Annotated in this window: 38 protein-coding genes; 5 read left to right on the top strand and 33 right to left on the bottom strand. The window is 28.9% G+C overall.

The window, feature by feature from the left end:
- Positions 1-12: 12 nt before the first annotated feature.
- Positions 13-4,647 (top strand): hypothetical protein, encoded by a 4,635-nt coding sequence (locus ACZJV1_RS20070; RefSeq protein ID WP_463652259.1) that lies wholly within the window; start codon positions 13-15, stop codon positions 4,645-4,647.
- Between the two features lie 138 nt (positions 4,648-4,785).
- Here the strand turns inward: ACZJV1_RS20070 and ACZJV1_RS20065 are convergent, their stop codons facing one another.
- A complete protein-coding gene (locus ACZJV1_RS20065) occupies positions 4,786-5,016 on the bottom strand; it encodes a hypothetical protein (protein WP_463652258.1) in 231 nt (76 codons plus the stop codon).
- 135 nt (positions 5,017-5,151) lie between these two features.
- Here ACZJV1_RS20065 and ACZJV1_RS20060 point away from each other — a divergent pair, with 135 nt between their 5' ends.
- From ACZJV1_RS20060 to ACZJV1_RS20045, 4 genes are all read left to right on the top strand, one after another.
- The gene (locus tag ACZJV1_RS20060) at positions 5,152-6,141 is read left to right on the top strand and encodes a tyrosine-type recombinase/integrase (RefSeq protein ID WP_463652257.1); all 990 of its coding nucleotides are present in this window, start codon (positions 5,152-5,154) and stop codon (positions 6,139-6,141) included.
- A gap of 124 nt (positions 6,142-6,265) precedes the next feature.
- Positions 6,266-6,550 carry a hypothetical protein gene (locus tag ACZJV1_RS20055; RefSeq protein ID WP_463652256.1) on the top strand — a complete coding sequence of 95 codons (285 nt, stop codon included), beginning with the start codon at positions 6,266-6,268 and terminating at the stop codon, positions 6,548-6,550.
- Positions 6,551-6,723: 173 nt separating this feature from the next.
- Positions 6,724-7,161 (top strand): hypothetical protein, encoded by a 438-nt coding sequence (locus ACZJV1_RS20050; RefSeq protein WP_463652255.1) that lies wholly within the window; start codon positions 6,724-6,726, stop codon positions 7,159-7,161.
- 93 nt (positions 7,162-7,254) lie between these two features.
- Positions 7,255-8,589 carry a hypothetical protein gene (locus tag ACZJV1_RS20045; protein ID WP_463652254.1) on the top strand — a complete coding sequence of 445 codons (1,335 nt, stop codon included), beginning with the start codon at positions 7,255-7,257 and terminating at the stop codon, positions 8,587-8,589.
- 239 nt (positions 8,590-8,828) lie between these two features.
- Here ACZJV1_RS20045 and ACZJV1_RS20040 read toward each other — a convergent pair whose 3' ends face one another.
- The 32 genes from ACZJV1_RS20040 to ACZJV1_RS19885 form a co-directional block, all read right to left on the bottom strand.
- Entirely contained in the window at positions 8,829-9,230 is a 402-nt protein-coding gene (locus tag ACZJV1_RS20040; protein ID WP_463652253.1) for a hypothetical protein, read from the bottom strand.
- A gap of 15 nt (positions 9,231-9,245) precedes the next feature.
- Entirely contained in the window at positions 9,246-11,414 is a 2,169-nt protein-coding gene (locus ACZJV1_RS20035; RefSeq protein WP_463652252.1) for a DNA gyrase subunit A, read from the bottom strand.
- A 3-nt stretch (positions 11,415-11,417) separates the two neighbouring features.
- Positions 11,418-13,409 (bottom strand): toprim domain-containing protein, encoded by a 1,992-nt coding sequence (locus ACZJV1_RS20030; RefSeq protein WP_463652251.1) that lies wholly within the window; start codon positions 13,407-13,409, stop codon positions 11,418-11,420.
- Positions 13,410-13,445: 36 nt separating this feature from the next.
- Positions 13,446-13,880 (bottom strand): hypothetical protein, encoded by a 435-nt coding sequence (locus tag ACZJV1_RS20025; RefSeq protein WP_463652250.1) that lies wholly within the window; start codon positions 13,878-13,880, stop codon positions 13,446-13,448.
- A 3-nt stretch (positions 13,881-13,883) separates the two neighbouring features.
- The gene (locus ACZJV1_RS20020; protein ID WP_463652249.1) at positions 13,884-14,132 is read right to left on the bottom strand and encodes a hypothetical protein; all 249 of its coding nucleotides are present in this window, start codon (positions 14,130-14,132) and stop codon (positions 13,884-13,886) included.
- A 129-nt stretch (positions 14,133-14,261) separates the two neighbouring features.
- A complete protein-coding gene (locus tag ACZJV1_RS20015; protein ID WP_463652248.1) occupies positions 14,262-14,495 on the bottom strand; it encodes a hypothetical protein in 234 nt (77 codons plus the stop codon).
- Positions 14,482-14,811 carry a hypothetical protein gene (locus tag ACZJV1_RS20010; protein WP_463652247.1) on the bottom strand — a complete coding sequence of 110 codons (330 nt, stop codon included), beginning with the start codon at positions 14,809-14,811 and terminating at the stop codon, positions 14,482-14,484. The genes ACZJV1_RS20015 and ACZJV1_RS20010 overlap by 14 nt, the downstream gene beginning before the upstream one ends.
- Positions 14,812-14,824: 13 nt before the next feature.
- Positions 14,825-15,106 carry a hypothetical protein gene (locus tag ACZJV1_RS20005; protein ID WP_463652246.1) on the bottom strand — a complete coding sequence of 94 codons (282 nt, stop codon included), beginning with the start codon at positions 15,104-15,106 and terminating at the stop codon, positions 14,825-14,827.
- 20 nt (positions 15,107-15,126) lie between these two features.
- Positions 15,127-15,453 carry a hypothetical protein gene (locus ACZJV1_RS20000; protein WP_463652245.1) on the bottom strand — a complete coding sequence of 109 codons (327 nt, stop codon included), beginning with the start codon at positions 15,451-15,453 and terminating at the stop codon, positions 15,127-15,129.
- Between the two features lies 1 nt (position 15,454).
- The gene (locus tag ACZJV1_RS19995) at positions 15,455-15,946 is read right to left on the bottom strand and encodes a hypothetical protein (RefSeq protein ID WP_463652244.1); all 492 of its coding nucleotides are present in this window, start codon (positions 15,944-15,946) and stop codon (positions 15,455-15,457) included.
- On the bottom strand, positions 15,943-16,125 hold the full coding sequence (locus ACZJV1_RS19990) for a hypothetical protein (protein ID WP_463652243.1): 183 nt from the start codon (positions 16,123-16,125) through the stop codon (positions 15,943-15,945). Before ACZJV1_RS19990 ends, ACZJV1_RS19995 begins: the two co-directional genes overlap by 4 nt.
- Entirely contained in the window at positions 16,125-16,391 is a 267-nt protein-coding gene (locus tag ACZJV1_RS19985) for a hypothetical protein (protein WP_463652242.1), read from the bottom strand. The genes ACZJV1_RS19990 and ACZJV1_RS19985 overlap by 1 nt, the downstream gene beginning before the upstream one ends.
- A 36-nt stretch (positions 16,392-16,427) precedes the next feature.
- Positions 16,428-16,916 carry a WDGH domain-containing protein gene (locus tag ACZJV1_RS19980; RefSeq protein ID WP_463652241.1) on the bottom strand — a complete coding sequence of 163 codons (489 nt, stop codon included), beginning with the start codon at positions 16,914-16,916 and terminating at the stop codon, positions 16,428-16,430.
- Complete coding sequence (locus ACZJV1_RS19975; protein WP_463652240.1) at positions 16,906-17,112, bottom strand: hypothetical protein; 207 nt, start codon at positions 17,110-17,112, stop codon at positions 16,906-16,908. Before ACZJV1_RS19975 ends, ACZJV1_RS19980 begins: the two co-directional genes overlap by 11 nt.
- A gap of 3 nt (positions 17,113-17,115) precedes the next feature.
- Entirely contained in the window at positions 17,116-17,271 is a 156-nt protein-coding gene (locus tag ACZJV1_RS19970) for a hypothetical protein (protein WP_463652239.1), read from the bottom strand.
- 110 nt (positions 17,272-17,381) lie between these two features.
- Positions 17,382-17,969, bottom strand: a complete 588-nt coding sequence (locus ACZJV1_RS19965) for a dUTP diphosphatase (RefSeq protein ID WP_463652238.1) — start codon at positions 17,967-17,969, stop codon at positions 17,382-17,384.
- Between the two features lie 64 nt (positions 17,970-18,033).
- Complete coding sequence (locus tag ACZJV1_RS19960) at positions 18,034-18,234, bottom strand: hypothetical protein (RefSeq protein ID WP_463652237.1); 201 nt, start codon at positions 18,232-18,234, stop codon at positions 18,034-18,036.
- Between the two features lie 56 nt (positions 18,235-18,290).
- Positions 18,291-18,500, bottom strand: a complete 210-nt coding sequence (locus ACZJV1_RS19955; protein ID WP_463652236.1) for a hypothetical protein — start codon at positions 18,498-18,500, stop codon at positions 18,291-18,293.
- Positions 18,493-18,789: a hypothetical protein gene (locus ACZJV1_RS19950; protein WP_463652235.1), complete on the bottom strand. Its 297-nt coding sequence runs from the start codon at positions 18,787-18,789 to the stop codon at positions 18,493-18,495. Before ACZJV1_RS19950 ends, ACZJV1_RS19955 begins: the two co-directional genes overlap by 8 nt.
- Before the next feature lie 2 nt (positions 18,790-18,791).
- Positions 18,792-19,256: a hypothetical protein gene (locus ACZJV1_RS19945; RefSeq protein ID WP_463652234.1), complete on the bottom strand. Its 465-nt coding sequence runs from the start codon at positions 19,254-19,256 to the stop codon at positions 18,792-18,794.
- The gene (locus ACZJV1_RS19940) at positions 19,256-19,483 is read right to left on the bottom strand and encodes a hypothetical protein (RefSeq protein WP_463652233.1); all 228 of its coding nucleotides are present in this window, start codon (positions 19,481-19,483) and stop codon (positions 19,256-19,258) included. Before ACZJV1_RS19940 ends, ACZJV1_RS19945 begins: the two co-directional genes overlap by 1 nt.
- 82 nt (positions 19,484-19,565) lie before the next feature.
- Positions 19,566-20,072, bottom strand: a complete 507-nt coding sequence (gene nrdG, locus ACZJV1_RS19935) for an anaerobic ribonucleoside-triphosphate reductase activating protein (protein WP_463652232.1) — start codon at positions 20,070-20,072, stop codon at positions 19,566-19,568.
- 22 nt (positions 20,073-20,094) lie between these two features.
- Positions 20,095-20,787, bottom strand: coding sequence for an NUMOD1 domain-containing DNA-binding protein (locus ACZJV1_RS19930; protein WP_463652231.1), 693 nt, complete (start codon positions 20,785-20,787; stop codon positions 20,095-20,097).
- Between the two features lie 15 nt (positions 20,788-20,802).
- The gene (gene nrdD, locus ACZJV1_RS19925) at positions 20,803-22,923 is read right to left on the bottom strand and encodes an anaerobic ribonucleoside-triphosphate reductase (RefSeq protein WP_463652230.1); all 2,121 of its coding nucleotides are present in this window, start codon (positions 22,921-22,923) and stop codon (positions 20,803-20,805) included.
- An 18-nt stretch (positions 22,924-22,941) separates the two neighbouring features.
- On the bottom strand, positions 22,942-23,175 hold the full coding sequence (locus tag ACZJV1_RS19920) for a hypothetical protein (RefSeq protein WP_463652229.1): 234 nt from the start codon (positions 23,173-23,175) through the stop codon (positions 22,942-22,944).
- Between the two features lie 4 nt (positions 23,176-23,179).
- Positions 23,180-23,428: a hypothetical protein gene (locus ACZJV1_RS19915; protein ID WP_463652228.1), complete on the bottom strand. Its 249-nt coding sequence runs from the start codon at positions 23,426-23,428 to the stop codon at positions 23,180-23,182.
- 32 nt (positions 23,429-23,460) lie between these two features.
- Positions 23,461-24,069 (bottom strand): thymidine kinase, encoded by a 609-nt coding sequence (locus tag ACZJV1_RS19910; RefSeq protein ID WP_463652227.1) that lies wholly within the window; start codon positions 24,067-24,069, stop codon positions 23,461-23,463.
- Positions 24,062-24,760 carry a 5' nucleotidase, NT5C type gene (locus ACZJV1_RS19905; protein ID WP_463652226.1) on the bottom strand — a complete coding sequence of 233 codons (699 nt, stop codon included), beginning with the start codon at positions 24,758-24,760 and terminating at the stop codon, positions 24,062-24,064. The genes ACZJV1_RS19910 and ACZJV1_RS19905 overlap by 8 nt, the downstream gene beginning before the upstream one ends.
- A gap of 10 nt (positions 24,761-24,770) precedes the next feature.
- A complete protein-coding gene (locus tag ACZJV1_RS19900) occupies positions 24,771-25,055 on the bottom strand; it encodes a hypothetical protein (RefSeq protein ID WP_463652225.1) in 285 nt (94 codons plus the stop codon).
- Between the two features lie 42 nt (positions 25,056-25,097).
- The gene (locus ACZJV1_RS19895) at positions 25,098-25,418 is read right to left on the bottom strand and encodes a hypothetical protein (RefSeq protein WP_463652224.1); all 321 of its coding nucleotides are present in this window, start codon (positions 25,416-25,418) and stop codon (positions 25,098-25,100) included.
- Between the two features lie 47 nt (positions 25,419-25,465).
- On the bottom strand, positions 25,466-25,975 hold the full coding sequence (locus ACZJV1_RS19890) for a nucleoside 2-deoxyribosyltransferase (RefSeq protein WP_463652223.1): 510 nt from the start codon (positions 25,973-25,975) through the stop codon (positions 25,466-25,468).
- A 21-nt stretch (positions 25,976-25,996) separates the two neighbouring features.
- Positions 25,997-26,485: a hypothetical protein gene (locus tag ACZJV1_RS19885; protein ID WP_463652222.1), complete on the bottom strand. Its 489-nt coding sequence runs from the start codon at positions 26,483-26,485 to the stop codon at positions 25,997-25,999.
- Positions 26,486-26,500 lie beyond the last annotated feature (15 nt).

The raw sequence follows: 26,500 nt of genomic DNA, 5'->3' as shown, positions 1-26,500 counted from the left end.
GAGGTGATATTAATGGGATTCTTTGAAAATCTTTTGACACCAGAACAACAAAAGAAATTAGATAGTGTTGAGTTCGGAGCAGAAAAGAATAAAAGTGCTTTTGGAAAAATAAAAGTTGGTACTGAATTTGTAAGTGCTGATAATTCTACTGATACATTGGAATTCGTAGCTGGTAATAATATAGAATTAATAGTAAATGATATAGATAACAAAGTTGAAATTAAGTCAAGGGGTGGTGGGAATTCTGATGACTTAATATTAGGAACAACAAACATATTGAGAAAAACCGCTACAACTTTAAGTGCTGTAAGTAATACTGGATTATGGAAAGATGGAAATTGGAAAGCTTCTGATACTAATAAAATATCAATCCAAGATATGTTTAGACCTCCTAGTCCAGATACTTCAAGGGGTTGGAGAATTGCTAATTATTCGGTTTCTGCTTCTGATATTACAATATCTCAAAATCAAATTCCAACAGAACTAAATGCTACATATACATTAAGCTTCTATACAAAATTCCAATCATATGGAAATACTGATTTTATAATTGAATGTAGTAGTGTAAATAAAGCTTTTGTAAAAGAAGTTAAAAATATTTCCAATGAAGAATGGTATAGACACGTTTACACATTTAAAGTAGATGAAGTAGGAGATATAAATGTAATATTAGGTCTTAAAACTGGTTCGACTGGAATGATAGATATTTGCGGAATGAAATTAGAAAAGGGAAACAAGGTTAGTGATTGGTCTTCTTCACCTTGGGATGTAAATACTGTGTTTAGTGAAAAAGATAGAGAAAAACTAGACGGAATAGCTATTAATGCGAATAACTATATACATCCAGTAAACCACCCTCCAAGCATAATATCTCAAGATTCAAATAACAGATTTGTTACTGACACAGAGAAGTCTAATTGGAATAGTAAAGCTGATGGAACAATTGCAACTCCAATAAAAAATGGTCTTCTTAGTAAAGAAGATAAAACAAAGTTAGATGGAGTTGATTTTAATGCAAATAATTATGTACATCCAGACAAACACCCAGCTTCAATTATAGAACAAGATTCTAGTAATAGGCTTGTTACTGATTTACAAATTTCTCAATGGAATAGTAATAAGGGTACTGGTGAAGAATTTACAACTGCTGAAAAGCAAAAATTGGCTGGAATAGAAGATAATGCTAACAATTATGTACACCCAGATAAGCACCCAGCAGATATAATTACTGAAACTGCTGACAAGAGATTTGTTAGCGACATTCAAATAGCTAAATGGGATAGTAATAGTGGTGGAGGAACTGGAGGATTAGAATATACTCAAGTTGAAAAGGATAAACTATCTGGAATTGCTCCAAACGCTAATAACTACACTCACCCAACAAACCACCCAGCTACAATGATTACTGAGGATTCAACTCATAGATTTGTAACTGATGTTGAAAAAGCAAAGTGGAACTCTGGAACTGGTGGTGGAAGTGGTGTAGAATACACTCAACAAGAGAAGGACAAACTTGCTGGAATAGCAACTGGTGCAAATAATTATGTCCACCCTACTCAACATCCGCCTACAATTATAGCACAAGATAGTAATAATAGATTTGTTAGCGATGAAGAAAAAGCTAAATGGAATTTAGCTAGTGGAACTGGTGGATTCTCTCAAGCTGATAGAACAAAGTTAGATGGTATTGAAGCTGGTGCTAATAAATATGTTCACCCAGCTAGTCATCAAGCTAGTATGATAGTTGAAGAAGTAGATAAGAAGTTCATGAAAGATGCTGAAAGAACAAAACTTTCTGGAATAGCAGATAATGCCAATAATTACGTTCACCCAGAACAACATCCTCCAACTATAATTACTCAAGATAAGGACAATCGTTTCGTAACTGATGCACAAATAGCTAAATGGAATAGTGCTGGAAATCCAAATATACAAGCTTCTCCAAGAAACTTGTTAATAGGAAATCAATGGGGAATAAGTTCATTAGGTTCTACGACAAAAACAGAACTTTCTAAATATCATATGAAATATACAATAGGAGACACACCTACTGAATGTATGTGGAATGGTGGTATTGCTTATAAAGCTGATATTAATAAAAATGATTATTTAACATTCTTATTAAGAATAAAAACTACAACAAAAGTTGATGTAAAGATTGTTCCGAAAACTGGAAGTAATAGTATTAACATTGGAAGTGTAACTGTTGACCCTACTAATGGACAATTTATACTAGCTAAAGTTTCAACAATAGCTTTAGTTGACAAACCAGAAGTTGTTATTTACGCTTTTAGTAAAAACAATAATAATACTGGTGGAGATGTCGAAATTAAAGAATGGGCTATGTATAACTCTAATTCAGAGATGGATTGGATTATGTCTCCAGAAGATATAGAAGACCAATTAGGAGATTTAAAGATTGGTGGTAGAAACTATTTAATTAATAGTGGAGCAGAATACTTATTAAACAACTGGACTAAGCCAGAATCAAATGGAGTGCTTTCTATAGAAACTGATATTACAAGAGTGTATGAGGGGAAAAGAGCGTTTAGACTAAGAGAAGAAGATGCTTCTAAAACAGCAACTCTTAGACAAAGAGTGAAAGTTGGAGGAGGAGTTAGATTTGCTATTAGTGGGTTTGTAAGACCTATTTATATATCACCTTCAAATCCAAAAACTAATGGAAAAATAACTTGTGCTTTTTATAGAGAGAATGGAAGTTTCATAAGTCAACTTATAGATGTTCCTACATTTAATAGTGTGTCTACAAGCTATTCTAAAACAGAATTTAGAGGGGTTACCCCTAGTGATGCAACACAAATAGAAGTAGTGATGTCTGTTAATGGAGCAGAAGCATTGTTTGATGATATCAAATTAGAGTTTGGAGATGTTGCTACTGATTGGCTTTCAGCTTTAGAAGATTCTGATTTTAGGTCTGGAATAAATAATATAGTTTTAGATTCTCAGATGGCTAGTGTATGGAGTGTAAATACCCCAACTAAAGGTCTTGCTGCAAAAACTGCCAATGGTATGAAACTTGTTTGTGACAAAGAAACTGGTGAGAACGGTATGCTTACAAAATTGTCAAAAGCACCTAAAGCTGGAGATATTTTGACATTATCTTTTAGGCTAAGGGGTGACTTGACTACATTTTATATACATTTAAAAGGTACAAATGGGCTAACTGAAAATATATATTATAAAACTACAGATTCAACTTTAATGAACCCAACAACCTTCACTGATTTTACTTTCACATATCAATTTAAAAATGTAAATAATAGCACTATTGCAAGTTTGTTCTTAGGTGGAAACTTTAATACAAAAACTCAATTCTTAGAAATTGAAAAGAATAGTGTTATGATGACATTTAACAATAAGAAACTAGATTGGAGTATAGCACCAGAAGATGTAGCTACATTAGCAATCAACCAAGGAGATTTGACAAGTTTAACTACTACAAATAAAAATTCTTTAGTAGAAGCTATTAATGAAGTTCAAACAACAACTTTGGGAATTCCGAAGCTTGTCGGAGGAAGAAATTATTTGTTGAATAGTGGATTTGAATATTTCTTACAAAATTGGTTTAGAGATGATAATTTAAGTGGAGATTTCCTTATTACAAGTGATGTATATAATGGTGAAAGAGCATTACAACTTTACAACACTATAGCAAAACAAAATGTTAAAGTCAAGGAAGATACTAAATTTGCTGTTAGTGGTTTCTTAAAAATTGTGGCTGGAAATGCTAATTCGGATATAAAAATTGGTGTTAATTTTTATAAAGGAACTACTCTGATTAGTAGTGTAACAGATGTTCCAAAGTTTAAGGTAACAACCTCTACGTATGTAAAGAGTGAGTACAAAGGAATAGTTCCAAAAGGTGTTGACACAATACAAATTGCACTAACTGCACTAGGTTCAGCAATTGTATATTTTGATAATATTAAACTTGAATTCGGAGATATTTGTTCAGACTGGACACCAGCAGTTGAAGAACTTCAAAACACTAAGATTAACACAAGAAACTTGGTTTTAGATACTGGGATGAAAAATGTTTGGGAAACTAACAGTCCTTCAAGAGGAGATGTTGTCAAAACAGATGTTGGGATGAAGTTTGAAGCAACTAGGGATACTGGTCAAAATGCTATGATGACACCTCTTGCTGTAACTCCAGTTAAAGGAGATATCTTAACAATATCCCTTAGGGTAAGGGGTCTTTGTGAAGACCTTGCACTATATTTTAAAACAGCAACAGGAGTAAGTGAAGTGCTTTATAGCAAGATAGCATCGGCAATACCAATAAATAACATTACATTTACCACTGTAACATTTACGTTTGAGTACAAAAATACAAGTGGATTACCAGCCACTAAGCTTGTTATAGCTTCAAGTCTTTATCCTAAGGGTCAGTGGTTGGAGGTTGAAAAAAATAGCGTTATTATGACATATGGTAGTAATACTATTGGATGGACACCAGCACCAGAGGACATTCAGGCACCAGCGACAACAACAGATGTGGGTCTGGTTAAGCAAATACCATTTATTCCAGATATTGACCCAGCAACACCAATTCAAGATATTATCATTATCTTTAATGATTTATTATCTAAATTGAGAAAAACTGGAATAATGAGTGGTAGTTAAGATAAAAAGGGTAGTTACATATTGAAAGAAATAATGTAAAAAATAAAATTTGAACTACCCTACTCTACTTACAATTGTACAGTAAATTTATTTTGAAATTTGAAATCTCATATGTTTTTAAAACTACGTATTGCAATATCAATATTTTATAACACGATTTACAAAATCATGTAGCAATTCTTCATCATCTTTTAACATTTCCACCAAAACATCATACCCTATGCTTTGTGGTTTATTTAACTGTTTCATTAAATCGGAGAAATCATTAGCTAAATCATTTCGCATTGTGGAATTAATTCGTTTTCGCTTACCTTTTTCAAGGTAGTCAAGCTTGTCCTTTACTATTATATTATTTATCTTGAAAGCCACTATTTATCACCTCTTAGTGATATTATACTACATAAATAACAATACGTAAAGGTATACGTATACGCTAAATTTACGCTTCGCGAATACGTATAGATATACGTATAGATAAAATTTGAGATAAAAGGAGGAGTTTTTATGCAAAGAGGAACAGTTTATAACAGAGTTTACAATGATGAAGATTGGGCTTTGGTAAATGAAGAAAATAAAGAAATAATGGAAGATTTCTTAGAAGAATATAGACAACAAAGAAAAAAAGAATCAACGATTAACCAATATAAGAACGACATAAGAATCGTTCTTATATATGTGTTGAAGAAGCTGAAAAACAAAAGTTTATTAGAATTAACAAAAAAAGATTTTAGAAAATTTAACTTATGGTTGCAAGATAATGGAATGTCAACATCAAGAGTTAATAGACTTATGTCCGCGGTAAGAAGTATGATGACTTTTTGTGAAGAAGATGATGACTATGATTATGAGCAAAATGTTGCAAAAAAGGTTAAAGGATTAAAGAAAGAAGAAGTTAGAGAGATACATTTCTTAAAAGACAAACATATTGTTTTGCTAAGAGAAGAACTTAGAAAAAAGAAAGATTATGCTAAAATGCTATTGCTAGATTTAGCTTATGATTCTGCTGGAAGAAGAAATGAATTGTACCAAGTTAAAAAAGAAGGATTATTAGAAAGAAACAATACAAATATAGTAATAGGCAAAAGGGGAAAACCATTTCCTTTACTATATTTTTCAAGAACAAAAGAAAGTTTAGAATTATATTTAAATGAACGTGGAGAAGATGAATTTGAAAGTCTATGGGTAAGTGGTGTCAAAATAAAGAAAGAAATCAGTTATCAAACATTATATGATTGGTTTGTTTATATGGCAGATTTATTACATGATTTAACTGGGGAAGATATTCCTTTTAATGCTCACTCATTAAGACATAGTGCTTTAGAAAATCTATCTAATGGAACACATTATTTATTGAAGGAGTTAGGTGTTGAAAAGTTGGAACTTGAACAATTGAAAGTTTATGCACATCATGAAAATACTGCAACAACTTCTTCATATCTTAAAGACAATTCTAACAACGTTTTAGAAGATACATTTAGAATAAAAATAATTTAATAAAAAGCCAAATTTGGAGGTGAGTACGATAAAAGATTCTTATTATTTTATTTCTTTTTCGTGTAATAAAAAACTTGTATACCGCCTTGCAAAGATTGGTGACACATAGTAGGGAGGTATTTAGATGGAACAATCAATTTTACAATTGTTAAGTGGCTATGGAGCGTTAGGGGTAATAACTTTTTTATTATGGAGAAAAATGCAAGAAAATGATAAAGCTGTTAGACAAGATATGGCAGATTTAAAGAATGAAAATAAAGAAGATAAAAAAATGTTCAAAGATGCTGTAGATACGTTTCAAAAATCAGTAACAGAATTTCAAACAACTGGTGGAGATATTAATTATATAAAAACAGAAATGAGTAGTATAAAAACGGATATCGAATCAATAAAATCAAAAATGCAGTAGGAAATGTTAATAAACCTACTGCTTTGTGAGATATAAGAAGGTGAAGTTCCTTCTTAAATATGTGACCAATGAAGGTCATTATCATTATATATCATGAAAATATGATATGTCAAATAAATAAAATTAATCAGTGTACAAGCAAGTACATGAGATATTATATGGAGGTATTTATTATGGAAATGTTACAGAATGGTTTAAGTGATTTATTGTCTCTTATTATTGAAGGATTATTGTCGGTGGCTGGGATTTTTATTATAGGGTATTTTAAGAATTTAATGAGTAAAGCAAAGGCTCAAACAGAAGGTGTTAAGGATGTAAATGCCAAATATGCTATTGATAATGCTATTAATGGTGTTGAAAGATTGGTAGTGACAAATATTATAGCTATGGAAAACACTATGAAGAAAGAGTTGATAGAAGCTTCTAAGGATGGAAAGATTACTAGAGAAGAATTAAAAACTATTTCTGTTGCTGTTCAGAAAAATGTTTTAAACCAATTAGCTGATGGTACTTTGGAAGTTTTAAATGGTGGTATTGGAGATATTCATCAATATTTAGAAGCTAAAATAGAAGAAGAATTAGCAAGAATCAAAGGTCAAATAGAACAATAATCTTTGGGGTGGGTATTTTATCCCACCCTATTTTTTTAAAATAAGCAATGAAATCGGCATTTTATTCGGAATTTAAAGGAGTTGATATAATAAATGTTATCGTTTAATGATTATGAAGAGTTTTTCTATAAAGGTGGTATGGGAGGTTCTAAAGGAAGTGAATTTGTAAGGTTACTACAAGGTGGAACAGTTAAAACTATACATCTTTTTGGAGATGGAACTACAGAAGGTATGGGTGCTACTGGTCATGTAACCCCACCACCAAATACCCAACCAGTCATATTTGATGGTGGTGGGATTAAATTTTATGAAGCTAAACATGATGATAGAACTTGGGCTAATCTATTTAGAGAATGTATTAAAGAAAATTACCCAAGTATAGCAGTAGTGAATAGGGGTATAAATGGAAAATCTGCCAATTGGGCTAATAATAATAAAACCAATTTATTTACTGGTGGAGATATTGCTTTTATAATGTATGGACTAAATGATAGAAATGAATTAGCAAATGCTACAATTGAGTATAGAAGGGTTATGAAATCTATAATAGATTATGCAATGACAAAATATAAAAAAGTTATAGTTATGTCTTCCCCACCATCATTTACCGATTACGATGATGACGGAAATTTAGTAGGTGCTTATGCTTTTGGAATGAAAGAGGAGGATAGAGTTCTTGCAGAGTTGTGTTTTACAGAAGGATATACTTTTATATCTCATTACTGTAAAATGATAGAATATTCTATAAACAGCAGTGTTCCTCCACAGTATTTATTGCAATCTGGTGGAGTTGGAAATTATCCTCTTGATTCTGGTCATTACCAAATATGGTCAACTATTCAATCAAGTTTAGGATTTGCAGATAATTTATTGAAAACCAAGACTAATGGATTAATGGGAGTTATAAAGGTTAATGATATTTCTACAACTACACCAGTCTATGATAGTAAATTTGTAAAAGGTCAAACCCATATAACAGAGATAACATCAAGTCATCCAAATATCAGTGATTTCCCAGAGAAAAAAGCTGGTACTTTAATAACTTATAGAGGGTTTAATTCAGATAATCATAGTTATCAAATGTATAAAACAATGTGGGATGAAAGTATGTATATAAGACATTATAATAACAATACTACTTGGGGTAATTGGCAAATGATGACTACAAAACCAGCTTCAGAGGTTACTATTCATGTTGGATTAGTAAAAGCACAATCTGACATAAGAACAGAAGCTTATTCATTAATTACAATACCAGAAAATTCTGCTGTAGTCGCTACACTAAGGTCTTACTTACCTTTTGGAATAGTTATGGAATGTGTTTATCAATCTGGTTCACGAATTGGATTTAGATTTACTAATATTACAAATGGAGATATAAACGTTGGTTCTATACTAGCTAGTATAGGTCAAATTCCGACAAATTAATAATTTAGGGAGTATATAGATTAATTTCTATATACTCCCTTTTTTTTACCTTAAAATATATCCATTTGTCATTTATTAAAATCCCCTCTAAAAACTTATCATAGTACATCATATGGTTTATAAAGAAATTGATACTGGTTTATTTATTGTTTTTATTATCATTTACGAGTATATTAAATAAGAGTAATATTCATTGATTTGAATATTACTCTTATTTTTTTTGTCCTATTTTGATATTTTTATTTCAAAGATTCTAATAATTTATCATGCCATTTGTTTAAGAATGTTTCGAATTCATTATCAGAACCAATAAATTCTATATCTATATTTGAACCATATACCCCTAAAGACTTACCCTTCATTATCTTACATTCTTTTCTATTATTAACTATTTGAAATACTAATAAGTCTTCATATTGATAAGCTGGTTCATATCCAAATGATACTTTAAACTTATCGTCTTTTACATCTGCTCTAAAATCTAACCCACCATACTCTGCAATTTTCTTTAAATCTAAAGCATCATTTAACATTTTATCAACAACATTATTAAATTTTTCATTTTCACTGTAAGTATTAGGTAGTAAACATTTGCTTGGATTACCTAATCCAGTATTAATTTCTCCCATTCTATATCTCATTTAAATGCACTCCTTTTATTCCTTTATTTCTATCTTATCATTTTTCTTTAGGAAAGTTCCTACAGCATTTCTCTTTCCTTTATAATAATCAACACATTCAAAATTATCCAAATTTAAATTATCCAGTAATTCTACAAACTTAACAACGCTATTATTTTTAGATTTTATTAATCCATCACCACTTGCATTTTTTGTATTTTTTGCATTAAAGTCGGATGTATTACATACCAATACCTTATCTATTGATGATTGAGTTAATATATCCTTGTCTTCTGTTAATATAAATTGTTTGATTAATTTAGATTCTGTTGATATAGAATTCTTTAATAACATTCTTTTTTGCTCTGTTTTAAATGCTGACAAGTTAATCTTTGACATTCTATTATTTTCATATACATTTAACAAAAATCCTTCATATCTTCTAATAACTTGAACTGATAATATTTCTTCTCCATCTTGTAGATTGATTAGGTTTGGTATATAATGACCTAATTGAGAAGGTAATTTAGTTTCTATTGTGTGAGAGAATATCTTATGACAATTTCCTAAATTAGTAAATACCAATACTGTTGCCTTATTTGATGTTGATGTTGTTGATATTATTTCATCATCATCTTTTAGTTTAAATGAATTTGTTGCTCTTAGGTATTTATAAAGATATCCATGTTTTGATATTGATATATAATGGTTAAAGTCTTCTATCATATCTTCTTCTGAAACAGCGTTTTTAAGAACTTTTTCTGCATGAAGTATTTCAGTTTTTCTAGGTTTAGAATATTTCTTAGAAACTCTATCTAAGTCATTTATAATAATTTTTATAATCTCTTCTTTATTATCTATTTGAGTTTTGATAAATGAAACTTCTTCTCTTAAGCTTTCTATGTCTTTTAATTGCTCAATTATATAATTTTTGTTTATTTTTCTTAATCTTAAATTGTTGATGTGTTCAGCTTGGACTTCTGTTATATTAAAGTGGTTACATAGGTTTACGATTATACCTCCATCTTCTGAGAAACGAACTATTTCAACTGCTTTATCAACATCTAACAATACTTTTTCCAACCCATTTAATATTTCCAATTCATCTGATTTAGTTTGAAGAGTATGTTTTAATGCTTTATTAACAACACTTTCTTTAAACTCTAACCAATTATCAAGAATTTCTTTTACCCCAAGTAATTTTGGAGTATAATTAACAAGACAGTTCATATTATAAGAGAAATTAGCTTGTAGTGAAGTACATTTAAATAATTTCTCCATTAATCCATCTATGTTTGTATTTTTCTTTACTTCTATTGCTATAAGTAGTTCTTCCTTGCTTATTTTCTTATTAAATCCAGATTCGTACCTAACATCTAAAATATCTTTAAAGTCTTTCATTTTGTCAGTTATTTCACTACATATTTTTTGTCCAGTTTTCTTATAAGGTATTTCATAAACTTCTATAATATTATCTTTTTCATCAAATCTATATTTAGACCTTAATGTGATAGACCCTTTTCCAGTTTTGTATATCTCTTTAAGTTCTTCTTTATCATATAATAAATATGCTCCAGTTGAAAAGTCTGGGGTTAAGTAATCAACAATCTCTACATCTTTATTATTAATATAAGCTTTTGTTAATTCACAAACCTCGTTTAATGGAAAACTACCAAAGCTACAGCTTTTACCAACTGCAATACCATTGTTTGGCTTAACTAATATTGAAGGAAATGAAGGATTTAATGTTGTAGGTTGAGGATGTTCTTCTTCATCTCCTCCAACCATTTTAACAACATCTTTATCAAAATCCATAAACATTTCTTCTGTAAATTCATTCAGTTTACAGAATGTATATCTTGCATGGGCTGGTGAACTATTAGAATAAACCTTCCCAAAAGAGCCACCGTTACCATTTATATAAGGATATAGCATTGATTCATTTTCTTCTGTTAGAAGTGCTAGTGAACCATATATAGAACTATCTCCATGATGATGTATTTTCATAGTTTCTGAAACTGGTTGAGTAGATTTTGCAACGTCTTTGTTATGTGTTATTTTAGCGTGTTTCATAGCATATAATATTCTTCTATGAATTGGGAATAGTCCATCTCTTACATCTGGCAAAGCCCTATCTATTATTGTAGCCATTGAATATGTCATATAGGCATTTTCCATTTTATCTCTTAGTTCTATTTCTCTCATATATTATACCCCCTCTTCTAGCAAAGAAAAATCAAAGAATTTATATCCATGAATGTCAATATAGTCTGCTCTTTCTGTGCTTCTTTTTTTATCATCACTAAGGAACATTTCCATCATTTCTTCTCCTTGTTGGATATCATTCCAAGTAATTACTTCAAGTCTTCTATTATCCATATCCATAGCAGTTTTGGACATTATTTGAGGTGATAATCCACCTAATCCTTTAAATCTAGTTTCTTTGAATTTAATATTTTGTTCGTTTAATTGTTTAACAATATCATTTCTTTCTTCTTCTGTATAAGCATATATTTCTTTTCCTTTTATATTTATTACATATAATGGTGTATGCAATAAATATACCCTTCCTTGTTTGATTAATTCTGGTGCTAGTGTATAGAACAATCCTAATAATAGTGATTGGATGTGATACCCATCTACGTCCATATCAGTAGTTATAATTATCTTGTCAACAGTTAGGTTTTTAATATCAAATTTAGGCATACCTTTTATTGATTTCCCTTTATAGGATACTCCACAACCTAAAATCTTAAATATATCTTTTATCTCTTGATTATTTAATGCTTCATCTATTGATTTACATTTCAATACATTTAGAGGTTTACCCTTTAAGGAGTATAAACACATAAAGATAGAATCTCTACTTGTTTCTATTGTATTCTTAGCTGATTCTCCCTCTATTAAATATAACTCTCTAATGCTTGGGTCTTTACTTCTACAATCTGTAAACTTGTTGGGTCTGTTAGTTGCATTTTTAACTTTTTCCTCAAATTCCTTTTTAAGCTTTGTTCTTTTTACTTCCGATGATTCTCTTATTCTTTTATTGTCAAGAACTGTCTCACATATCTTGTCCATTTGTTTTTTATTTTCTATTGCAAATATATCAAGATAATCTTCTATAATGCTTTTCATTATATCTCTATATCTTTCAGTCGAAGTTTTCACCTTTGTTTGATTTTCATATTCACAATATAAACTGTAACTATCAGATATATAATTCAATCCTAGTGCAACGTCATCTATTGAAATATTTTTCTCATTTTTTTGGTATTTACCAGAATCTTTTAGATATTTATGAATAGAGTTTTTCATACCTAGTATCATACCTTCTTGAATTGTTCCATACTCAACTAAGTCTGCGGTATTTAATAACTCTTTTTTTACATCTTCATCACTATCACTTGAATAGCAGAAATAAATATCAGTAGAAAATCTATCCATAACATTCTTACCTTTAATTTCTACTTCATATTCTTTGTTTGAGTTTATATAAACCATATCAGAAACAATCTTTTTATTAGAAATTAAATTATCAAAATATGACTTTCTACCCTCATAACAAAACTCTACTTCTTGATTGTGTTCTAAATCAAAAACTTTAATAGTAACATTTCCTACAGAAGCTTGAACGTCAGCTATTTGGACTATCTTTGAATAAGTAAAGTTTGGTTTTGTCCAAACATCTCTATCAAGTTCAAAAATCATGTGAGTGTATGTTTTGTCACTCTTTCCAGATACATTAAATTCTTTGCTAACATGACCCTTATGATATGCTATATTATATATGTTCCCATTTGGTCTTGCAATATTGTACTCAATATTTTCAGAAGTCATTGTTAAACTCCATAAAAATATACCATTTTGACCAACAGTTTCAAATTCTGATTTGTAATTAGTTCCAGCAAAAGACGTTTCAAATAAAGCTTCATAGTTTGGCATACCATTACTAGCAGTTCCTTCAACTGGAATTCCAGTAGCATTATCCATATATTCTATCTTATTTGAATTGTGAATTTTTATAATTATCTCATTATTCACTGATTGCCTTTTCTTAAATATATCTAAACTATTTCCTATAAGTTCTTTCACCATATTCATCCAGTTGTTTGATGAACCATGAAATAGGTTTATTTTTTCTCTTGCTCTTTGTCTTTCTGAAAAGACCTCTACTCTTTCTATATCTTGTTCTTTTGTCATTAAAATTCCTCCCATCTATTTGTTTGATTATTTTGTTTAAATTTTACAAGGGTCAAATTTATAAGGGTCAAAAGTAAAAAATTCATTTTCCTCTAAATCTGGAATTCTTCTTTTTCCCCCTTCTTCTTTATATTTGTTATATGTGTGTTTTAAATTGCTAAAATAAGAAAGATTGCCATTCATTCTCCAATGATTTAAATTTTGCTTGATATCTAAATACATAGTTTCCAATCTATCTTCTTCTTCTTTTTTATATTCTTGTCTCATTTTATCTGAATGAAAGATTTCTTTTTCTTCTTCTATACTATCTTCCCTATGTTTTTCATTCTCCAACATACATTTAAACTTCTCATAACATGAAAGTCTTATTAAATCATCATGAGAAGGTAGCTTCTTTACAAAAGGACGTTGTTTATACCCTCCTAATCTTTCTATTTCTGAATCAAGTAGTTTGATAACTTTGTCTATCATACATTAATTCCTCCCTTTCGCAAACTCATTATGATATTTTATACTAGGAATTAATGATTTATAAATTTCAAATCTATCTTCATCTGTTAATGGTTTAAATGACAACATCACTAAAATCTCTTTATAACAATGAAGTTTGACAACATCATCTCTATTCATTACTTTATCAATTACATAACAAAGTTTTTTATGTCTTTCCAATCTTGTAATTTCTGTTTTTAAAAACTCTATTGTTCTCTCTGTATTGCTCATTCTTCTTCCCCCTTTTTCCGCCTAAAAAATAACTCGCATTACTAAGTTTATAATCATAGTATATCACAATTTTTTCATACGTCAATACTTTTATTTGATTATTTTCTTAATAATACGAGTTATTTTTTTTTACCCAAAATATCTAATTTTTAAATTCAATCCTTTATTTTTGAAATCATTAGAATCTATCATTATACTATCATATTCGTGATTTTCAAATAAGAATGTATTTAATTTGTTTTCCTTTTTCACTTCTAACAATTTGCATATACCTAGATGTTGTTTTCTTGTTACGATAATGTATTGTTTATTTAAAGAACTTGGTTGAAGTAGTTTCTTTTCTACTTCATTAGTTGTTTTCATTAGTTAATTCCTCAACATCTGTAAATTCAACATCTATAGGTTCTTCTGTTTCTGGGTCTGTTGGTTCTTCTTTACCGAATGTTTCAAGGTCAACAGTAACCTCCCCAGCCCCCATTGTAGCTTGAAGTTCAGTCATTATTTCTAATATTCTTTCATCTGTTTCTGGTAATATTACCATACAACCACATTGTTCACATATCAACATTGGAACGTTTTCTATTATTACCACCAATTCTCTATTTCTACCCATTGGTATTGTTTTATATAGGGTATTCTTCTTTTCTGTTAATTCTACATCACAAGTATGACAAGTCATATTAATTCCTCCTCTATTCTTCACAATCTTCAAATAAATATTCTTCTATTTCTGCTAAAGTATCTCCAACTGCAAACCCAACTATTTTAATATCACTACAAGCTTTTAATGTTAAATCATCATTATATGCTTTCTTGTAATATTCTAGCTTTGTATCAAAGTTTACATTAGGATTTAAAATCAATTCACTACTTTCACAGCCTTTAGCCTTAACTGCAATTGCTATCCAAGTAACATCTTCTCTTTTTGCTTCTTCAAAACATTTTTCTAAATCACTCATTGTTAATATTTCCATATTATTCACCTCCTTTCACATCAAATGAAATTTTCTAATTCTTCTATAATTAAATCTTCTACGTCTTCAAAAGATAACCCTATATCTTCAAGATAATCCTCAAAGTCTGAACCATCTAATCCATGAAGTATAATTTTGGATATTCTTTTTGCAATATTTTCTACATCATATTCTGTTCTATTTTCTTCGTCAAATACAATTTTACCCATAGCTTCTCCAGAAAGATATTGAATCCCATCTTTCATTATTAAAGCCTTATCACCCTTTTTAACAGTTGTTGATTTACCACCGACAATTGATTGTAAAAGTCTTTCTTCTTTTATTATAATTTCTTGTCCTATTTTCATATTATTTTCCTTCCTTTGTTTTATTGTATGATTTTACACAACCATTTAACTGATTCACTAATCCTTTAAACCATTCATAAGTATCATTTAAACTATAAAAGGTTGGTGGTGTTATGTTAATAGCCCATCCATTTTCAGTTTCTTCTATTTCGGTATCATAAAATCTCACAACCTTACTCAATGACTTATATTCTGTATCTTCTATATATTCATCTGTTATATCTATATTTTGCACTATGAAGTTTTCAAATTCTGATAACATTTGATTGTAATACTCTACACCATCTTCAAAAGTTTTATAGAAAAGAAATCCCTCTGTAGATAGATGGTATTCATGGGGAAAATACTCATTATTAGTTTTTTTAGCCCAAACCGATAAGTCTCCACCTCCTAATCCATATGAACTTTCAAATATACTTATATATAAATTATCTATTATATCTTTGTTTAATAAATAATTTAATTTGTTTTTTGTTTGTTTGATTATTTTCATATTAATTCCTCCCTTTTGCATATAGCCTTTTTGTAATCCAACTCTTCAATATCTGTTTTGAATACAAAGCCATTGAAATTAATGTATTTAAAACTCTTCACTCTAGCAACATTTAAAGCTACACTCCAATCAATCGGAAAGAATTTCCAACTCATAAAAACATCTTTTTCTGAAATCATTACTCAACCTCCGTTACAACTCTTACATTGCGTTTTCTTACAGTTTCTTCATCTAACCACCAACCAACAGAAGCATCTTTTGTTCCAAAAAATAACATAAATTTATTTTCACTATTTCTACCAACAATAGCATAGCGAGAGCCACAACCATTTAAAGAAACTCTATCTCTTGTACATATTTCATTTCCATTTATATCTAAAAGACCAGTGGGAACTCCATCTGGAATCCATTTATCATTTATTATTTGTCCATGTCCTACGTCCATATTACTACATATCTCCTTTTTATATTAAGTATTGAATTACCAGTACAAGCTTAATAACCTTTCAATATCATCTGGGGTATGACCATCCCATTCTGGTGCATTTTCTAGTTCTTTAACCCAAAATCTATCCCAATTATCTTTGTGATAATGATAAGAATATGCTCCTTCTGGGGTATCTACTCCAACTATAAAATAATCATCATACATAGTGCCATCATAATGTTTCCAAGATTTCCATGCAACACTACTATTATCATTGCAGATTATCGAAAACATAATCATTCTATGGTGATATAGTTCCTTGAATGTATGATATCCATCACTAACATCTTCAATAGATTCTGCTCTAAGATGATAATGGTTTAATTTGAATTGATTACTTCTTTTACAGTTTGGGTCTAACTCATAACAAAAAATCTCTTTCCCACAATCTCTACAACCTTTTAAACTTCTTGCATTAAAATGATTTATTGCATCACCATATATATTTGTAATTGTTTCTAAATTTTCATGTTTACATCTCACACCAATTCCCACCCTTTTTACCATCTTCTTCAAGAAATCTTCTTAATATTTCACAAAGACCATAATAGTCTTTCCCAGCTATTAACATTCCATGAATTGTATCATCAACGTTAAATGGGTAGTTTATCCTTGTCTTAAGTTCATCTATAAGTTCTATCAAATTAAAACTGTTATAATTTGTCCATTGACCTCTCATTATTTATCTCTCCAACTTTCCATATTTTTCGACTAAATTTTTATAAACTTTTTTTCTATTTCCACTCTTATCTTTGAGAATAAAATGTAATTCATCTTCTCCTATTATCTCTATATTTGATATTAAACTATATCTAATTTTATCACCAATTTTAAACAATTTAATCCTCCTTTAATATTAAAATAACCAATAAAATTCTTATTTTATCTGTTATTTAACACTATATATAGTGGTTAATCAACCAGTCAACCACTATATATAGTGTGTTTCTACTTTCTTTGTCCAGTAGTTCCAAAACCACCTCTATCATCATTTCCGAAAGTATCAACTTCTTCTAACTCTAGTTCTGGCATTGATTCTGTTATTCTGAATTGACCTACCTTATCACCTTTTCTAACCCACGTACCTCTTTTATTCATTTCGTGAAGACCTAATATTAAATTATCCCTTCTATCACTTGATGCCCCTATTGAATCCCCATATTCTTCTATGTGGTCTTCAAAATTTTGAATAAGTCTTTTTATTTCGTCATCTTCTTCAAGCGACCTAAACTTCCTATTCATTCCCTTTAAACAATAAACTGGCATCCTCCACATATCATTATCTCCAATATAAGTATCATCAACAACACCTTTACTATTTGTTTGAATTAACCCCCATGACTTAAATGTACTTGAGCGTGGTAATAAATATCCTTCCCAATTTTTAGGTAGTTCTAGTGCAAATCCTAATGGAATCATTCCATTTTCACCTTCTGGAATAAAAACATCTTCACTTGCATATACATCTATCCAATTACCTTTTGCAATCTTTTCTAATTTAGTAGCACCTTCAAAATATTTAATTCTTAATTTCATAATAATAATCTCCTTTTTTAATTTATTTTATTTGATTATTTTAAATCTATGTTTGAATTAAAAGCTATTCGTCATAATTAACTTTGTCATTTAATACATTAATTAAATAAATTAATCTATCTGCATCTCTTAAATCTCTTTCATAAGTTTCTTTTGGCATAACATCAATACATTGTAATGCTTCGGCAGTTAAACTTACTGATTGGTTTAGCATACTATTTTTTATTAAGTCTTTATCCTCGCATCTTAAATCATCAAATTTCATAACATATCTCCTCCCTTTTATTTTATTGTTTTGCAATCACTATAATTAATTTTTAATTATCCTATATAATATCCTTTTTCTTTTAATTCTTTCCAATATTCTTTTGAATACTCTTCTTTAAAATCTCTTAATCTTCCGTAAAACAAATACTTCGCTACAACTTCAATTCTTCCATTTTCCAATTCTTTTTCACTTATTACCTCTTCTAAATAAACCTTGGAAAAGTGCATTTTATTCTCCTCTTCTATTTTGTTTGTTTTATTCATCAAATCCACATTTTTTCTGAAACCATTTAAACTCTTTACTGTGTTTGAAGATTTCTTCAATATCTTTTTTATTTATTAACTGAGAACATTCTTCACAAATATAATATTCTTCATGCTTACTAGAGATGGTATAATTTTCTTCAAAAGTAATTCTATACCCATGTTCTTTTCTAAATTCACAATCACACCAATGACAATCATTCCAAAAGAATTTAGTAAAACATGGTTCTACTTGAACTTCAAATCTTGGAAGAATTTCTTTTGATTTTGGGTCTTTTAATCTTCTCACAATTAATCCTCCAGTATATCACAAAGTGATTCTCTAAGACTTTTACTTAATGTTGTATCTTTTTCTATAACATCTCTAAGAAAATCATAATAGACGAATTTGCAAATTTCTATTGCTTTTTCATCATTCTCGAAAATTAAATTATAAATATCATTATATTCTACTATTTCAAAACAACCAAGTGGGTCTTTAAACCACTTATTCATAACATATATAAAGTTCTCCTTTTCATATACTGGTATATAACACTCCCTATCATCAATTGTTACTGGATATCTTTTTAAAACATATTCATACATATCGTATTCAAAGACCTCTTCTATCAATTGATTCAAATGAATTTTTATTTCAGAATATCCATTGTAATCCTTCTTGTTTTCTACTAAAATTATCATCTCTGGATTGTTCATTAATATTGAAATACCTTGTTTTATATTATTTAATTTTAAGCAATAATCTTTATTCATTATAACACCCCACTTTCTCTTTCCCAATCCTCATTATATCCTTTTTGCAAATATTGTTTTATATCTGTAAAATATTGTGCTTCTTTTTTGATTTCTTCTGTTACACAATTTTCACAAGCACGAAACATTTTATTTTCTGAATTTCTATACAAAATGTCATTTGCTTTTTGACACTTTTTACAAAACCATTGTTTAGGATTTGTTTTAGTTACTATACCAAAATACAATATTAAGACCCCCTTTGCTTTACTATATTCATATAATAGCATACAAAGGGGGTTGTGTCAATATTTTTGTTTGATTATTTTTTTAGTAATTCCCATTATTGTATAGAATGATTTTATTTTTTCCAAGACTTTTCTTGACATTGATAATTCTTTGATTTGATGACCCACGATATTTAAGATTTAAATCTTTTAATTCTTGTACAAACTTTCCATCAACAAGAACATCAATATATTTGAGCAAAGCAGATTTAAATATATCATTCTCTATTTCTTCAAATGTATAACCAGTCCATACCCAAATAGGTTTTTTCACACGACAACTAAGTCTTTGTAAAAATCTAAGCATTTCAGTAAAGTCTTGTTGAAAGGGGTCTCCACCTAATAAGCAAATATTCTTAACTTGTGGATTAGAAGCTTTTTCAATAAAGTCATCCATCACTTCTCTTGTAAATTTTTTACCATAATTAAAGTTTTGAACTTCTTTATTAAAGCATCCTTTACAATTAAATCTACATCCACTAAAAAAGATTGTACAACATACATTTGGTGCATTTGCTATATCAAAAGGTTTTATTTCTGCATAATTCATAATATTCTCCCTTCTAAAGAAATTAGTTTTCATATTTCCAACTAAATCCCTTGGTACTTTTTCTTCTTTCACAACAAACCTTTGACAAGTTTTGTTTTGCAACTCCAATATAATCACTTGCTTCTTGTAGAGAATTAAATGTATTTATAAGATTTCCATCCTTGTCATATTGAAGAACCTTTTTCTTATTACATCTACTATTTACTTCATTGGTATTTTCTATTTTCTTAATTATAACAGTTGTTTTGTTTGAATAAACTTTTTCTTCTAGTGATAATAAATCTTTATCTAAGTGCCAATTGACACTATCATTCAATAATTTATCATAATTCTCTTTCGCACTAACATCATTTATATAATTACTAAATTTATGCCAACTTTCCTCAACATATACACCCTTTGCCCCATATTGCTTATAATGTTTGCATTTTTTTGAATAACATCTTTGAATCATATTTGACCATCTATTATATAATATGTGATTAGTTCCATCTTTAACATCATTTATACCAATGCCAACAATGGTCGGAGATAAAAAGTCTCTTATCTCTCCATTGTTGATTTGTTGTGTTGTTATTTCTGTTTCATACCCACTATTTAAAAACTTTATTTTTCTATTAATCCCATTAGGGGTTTGAACATATTCAATTATAGTATATTCTAAATTTTTGTTATTCTTATGTTTCTCTCCTATAAAAAACTTTCTAATATTCATGTCGTATTCTCCATTTTAAAGGTGTATAGTTCTCTCCCTTATCTCAGCAGTTCTACCTTTATTCCAGTAATTCGTACCTATGTATCCACAAGTTCTTCTCATTACTTGCATTTCAGATTCATCTCTGTTTCCACAATTAGGACAATACCACTCTAAATTTTCATCATTCTTTATTTCACCAGTGAATCCACACTTATAACATATATCTGGTTTAGTGTTTATTTCTGCATATTGAATATTATGATATATAAAGTTTATAACTTGCTCTACTGCATCCAAGTTTTTACTCATATCTGGTACTTCAATATAAGAAATACATCCACCTAAGCTTATATCATGGAATTGAGATTCAAATTTCAATTTACTGAAAGCATCTATTTTCTCTGTAACATGAACATGATAAGAATTAGTATAATATAACTTATCTGTTACATTTGGGATTTCCCCAAATCTTTGTTTATCTAATCTACAGAATCTATACACTAAACTCTCGGCTGGTGTACCGTATAAACTGAATCCCAATCCAGTTTCCTCTTTCCACTTCTTACATTGTTCATTCATGTAACTTAAAACCATTAAAGCAAGTTTTTCTCCTCTTTCAGATGTATGACTTTCTCCAATCATAGCTTGAACCATTTCATGTATTCCTACATAACCTAATGATAATGTTGAATATCCGTCTTTAAGAAGCTTATCAATTTTCTCACCTTTCTCCAATCTTGCTAAAGCCCCATGTTGCCAATGAATAGGTGAAACGTCAGAAGTAGTTCCCAATAATAAATTATGTCTAACCAAAAGTGCTTCTTTGCAAAGTTCTAATCTTTGGTCTAATATATCAATAAACTCATTCATATCTCCCTTAGATAATATAGCTATTTGTGGTAAGTTTAATGATATTACACCTTGATTAAATCTTCCATAGAACTTATAGTCTCCATTTTCATCCTTCCAACCACAACCAACGTGTGACCTACATCCCATTGGCGGAAAAGTATTTCCTTCATAATTCATTCTCATAATTTTAGCTGATTGGTAATCTGGAACTAATCTTTTTGCAGTACACTTAGCAGATAATTTAGTTATATAGTCATACTTACCACCTTCTAGGCAATTATGTTCATCTAAAAGATATACAAGTTTTGGGAAAGCTTCTCCTATTTCTTGACCTTTGTAATTCTTCATTCCTTCTAATCTTTGCCTTATCATTTCTTCACAAATCATAGCTTCTTCTTCTTCAAACTCTCCACCTTCATTTATTTCAAGGTAAATAGTCACAAAAGGGGCTTGACCATTAGTTGTCTGTAAAGTTGATAATTGATATCTTATGGTTTGAACCCCATCTTTAAGTTCTTTTCTTTGATAATCTTTTGCTAATTCTATAGCTAATTCTTTACCTAATTCCATTTCACTATAATAATGCTCTAGTGCTTTTTCCTTAGTTTTTCTTAAATATGGTGCTAAATGGGCTATAGTAAAGCTTTGTCCACCATATTGATTACTTGCTACTTGGGCTGTTACTTGTGTAGCAACTGTACAAGCTGTACTAAAAGATTTTGGTGTTTCTACAAGCTTTTCGTTTATAACTGTTCCATTAGCAAACATATCTTCTAAATTAATTAAACAGCAATTGAACATAGGTGAAATAGTATAATCCATATCATGCCAATGAATTATTCCTTCATCATGTGCTTGAACAATGTGAGTAGGAATTAATTTTCTCCTAGCAATGTCCTTAGAAGCTTCACCAGCTATTAAATCTCTTTGGGTAGATATTATTGTTGAATTTTTGTTTGAATTCTCTTTCATTACTTCTTCATTTTTTCTATTTAAAAGGCTTAAAACACTTTCATCTGTTGTATTTGTATTTCTTTTAAATTCTTGTACTGCTCTATATCCTTCATATGCTCTAGCAGTTTCTTTTTGTTTATATTTAATTAATAAATTATAAACTAACTCCTCTATTTGAGTTACAGAAGTAGATTCCCCAATTGACAATCCCTCTATTTCATCAGCTATTTTCTTAGCTATTTCTTCCTTTAGAATTCCACTACCATTTTTCATAGCCTTTAATATAGCTATCTCTATCTTTTTTCTATCAAAATCTACTGTTAGTCCATCTCTTTTTATTACTTTCATTTTACGACCTCCATTTAACTATCTTTGTTTTAATTCACCCTTTAAATTATTAAAATCACCAGTATCTAAAAATCCTAATAATTGTTCTTCTTCTGCTGTTAAATATTCCTTATGTCTTAAATAATTTTTAATAACTGTATATCTAAACACATAAAAATTAATTTGTCCATAAAAATCTCTTGTGTTTAAAATGTCTGTTGAAATATCTCTCGAAATATTGTTAGCGAAATTTACTATTGTTTCAATATTCATTTTGCTACCTCCCTATAGACATCTTCTCTGCAACATCTCTTTTGAATTCTTCATCTTTTATCCCAAACAATGTTATTAATAACAAAATTAACGTCATAGCATTTAGAACTGGAACAAAACAAATTGCAAATGTTACAAATCTTTCTTTTAAAGATGTATTCAAATATCTTCCCATAAGTTTTTCACATTTTCTTTCAATCATCAAGTATGCTATACAAGTAGCACATGATATTAAAAACCATAATTGAACCATTGCATTAAATCCTTTCATTCAATATTATTTGATTATTTTAATTTTGGTCTATAATAATGATTTCTGCAAACTGGAATATAGTAATCTTCTGATTCTTCTGTATCTCCACAATTTATCATATCTCCATTATAAATTGGTTCTCTATTTAAAACTCTTAAATTCATTGTAGCTTTTCTATTACAGTCTGGACAAGCACAGATATTCTTAATTTCTTCTGGTTTGTCTGCATAATATAATAATGCTTGACTTCCTTCAAATAATTCTCCATCTATATAAGAATTCTTTAACCCATAACATATAACTGGAATGTTAAATACATCAACAACTTTTGTTAATTGTTTTACTTGTTGTTTTGTTAAAAATTGTGCTTCATCTATTAATATACAATGCAAGTTATTACCATACATAAGATTTTGGCTAGATATTAATTTCATCAAATTATCTGTTTGTGACACATCAACACAATCTTTTGATAATCCAGCCCTACTTTCTATTTTCCCAGTAGCACTTCTGATATCTAAATTTGGTTTTATTAACAAAACATTTTTTCCTTGTGATTCATAATTATGTGCTGTTGCTAAAAGATTTAATGATTTTGAACTATTCATTGCACCATATCTAAAATAAAGTTTACTACTCATTATGAGAACCCTCCATATATTTTCTGTATTGTTTATGGTTTATCACTTCATTGTTGAAATATGTTTTAAGGTTTTCATCGTGCATAGATTTTTTTAACCCTTGACAAATCTCATCAAAAGCTTCATCTATATTATCTTCTGTTATTATGTCATTTGTAATACATTCATAAATATCGAACCAATCCCAAAAACTCTTACCTTTAAAATCTTTATTCCAAGGATGTGTAAATGCTATTGCTATTCCGCCATTTTCTTTCCATAGATTTAAATGATTTATATTATCATCAATAAGAATCCATCCTTTTTTAGCAAACAAACCTTTATTACCACTTGTATGAAAATTTGTTTCAATATCTATAAATGGAAGGTAGCTTTTAATCCATCTAACCTTTTCTACATAACAATAATCATTGTGTTGAGGAAGTGTTAGTATGTGTATATCATAACCATCATCATATAATCTTTTTATTATTTCGACAGAATTAGCTCTAGGCTTTAAATCTGCAAAAAATCCTTTTCTATTTAACAATCTTTCAAAATATACTTGCGGTATATTGTAGCTACCCCACCAATATTCTTTGTTATATCCTTTTGGGAAAAAGGTATCAAACTCTTCGTTTACAGTTTGTCTTACCGATTCACTTAAATTTACTAACACTTCATCCATATCTACAAATATAATTGGTTTCATATTATCCCTCCTAGTCATTCTTTCTATATATTAATAACTGAGTTAAAACTATTAATCCACATAAAAGATTTAAACTTTGACTTATAGCATATGAGTATTGACCTAATGTTATAGCTAAATACAAAGCATTTAATTCAAATAGCATCATTCCTATGTCTAATATAATCCAAAATCCTAAACTTTGATTTTCTGCTGATTTTGTTTTATGTAATAATTTTATAAGTGGTAAGTATGATATAAATAATACTCCCCCACCTATTAATTGTAATGTACTCATTAATGTTCCTAATTCCATAATCATTCCTCCTTTTTATTATTTATTTTTTTGAATTGCGAATTATTTAATCTCTTTAGAGTTATCGAATATTGCCAAAAATCTATTTCCATCAGTATGTGTATCAACCATAATCATTGTGTAGTTTTCTCCACGATACACCCATTTTTTATAAAATCTTTGTTTATATATTTCATCTGAATAATACTCGCCAGTATCATTTATTATGTCATCTTTTTTGCCATATAGAACTTCTTCATCACTTATAATTTCCCAATCATACTCTCTTCTGTCATCAAAAGGAATAATAACCCAATCCTTTTTAAAACCAAAGTAATCATAAATTTCTTGTTGCAACTTAAAATATTCATCAAATATATTCATTAATTTTTACACTCCTTATTTTTGGTTCGCCATAATTTCAAATTCTATTATTTCTCCATTTCATCTAACACTTCTTGGAAATTATCTTTTATAACTCCCATATCTTCAACCATTCCTATCATGTATTGATTAAACCCTAGTGGAATATAGTTTCCTTGATAGTTATGTGCTGTACCTTTTCTTATATCTGATAAATGTGCAATAACTTCTTTTTTAGGAATATCCTTTAATATTGTGTCAATAGTAACACCAAGTTCAGATAGTGTATGAAGATAATTACACATCCATGCAATACCTAGTTCACAAAAAACACCAGCATCAATTTGATTTGATAAATCTACTATCATTTTGTTTGAACCAAGGATTTCTTTTGTATCCCCAAGAAAAATATCATATGCTGTTGGAAGTTTTGATTTATCGTTACAAGGAGCATTTATAGGATTGAAGATATTTTCAAATCCTAAATCTCTAAGTTTATTTTCCTCTAATTTTCTTTGATTAATTTCTGCTTCATTGAATAATGAACCAGCTATATATATTTTGTCTTGTTTATTCATTTAAATCTCTCCTTTTCTATTTTATATAAAGAACAATAAATATATTGCATAACCCCAATAAGCAAAATTAGCAACTCTATAGATAAGACTTCTCAATGAAAAACTTTCCAATCTATAAAGAGTTCTTCTTTGTATTTCTAAAGGATTGTCAATTTTATTTTGCTTTCTTGCTCTAAAACTACCAATAATATAATTGACAACTTTGTCTAAAAATATTAAACCTATAAATGCTTTTGTTGCAATAGTTGGGTCATGTTTAATCATGAACAATGATAATGTAAGTTGGAATATAAAACCAACAAGATATATAAAAACAATACCCATCATATAACCATCAAATTCAGATTTTTTATCTTTATGTTTTGGCAATTCAAGTATAGATTTAGATATTATTTGATTTTTTTCATAATAATCTACAACCTCTTTGTAATACCCTTTTTGCATTAAATTATCGGAAAATAAATTGCAAAAACATTTTATAAACCACATAATAACTAATAATTTAAACATAATTTAATCTCTCCT

The sequence above is a fragment of the Clostridium sp. LS3 genome, assembly GCF_055330225.1.
This window is presented reverse-complemented; position numbering and strand designations above follow the sequence as displayed.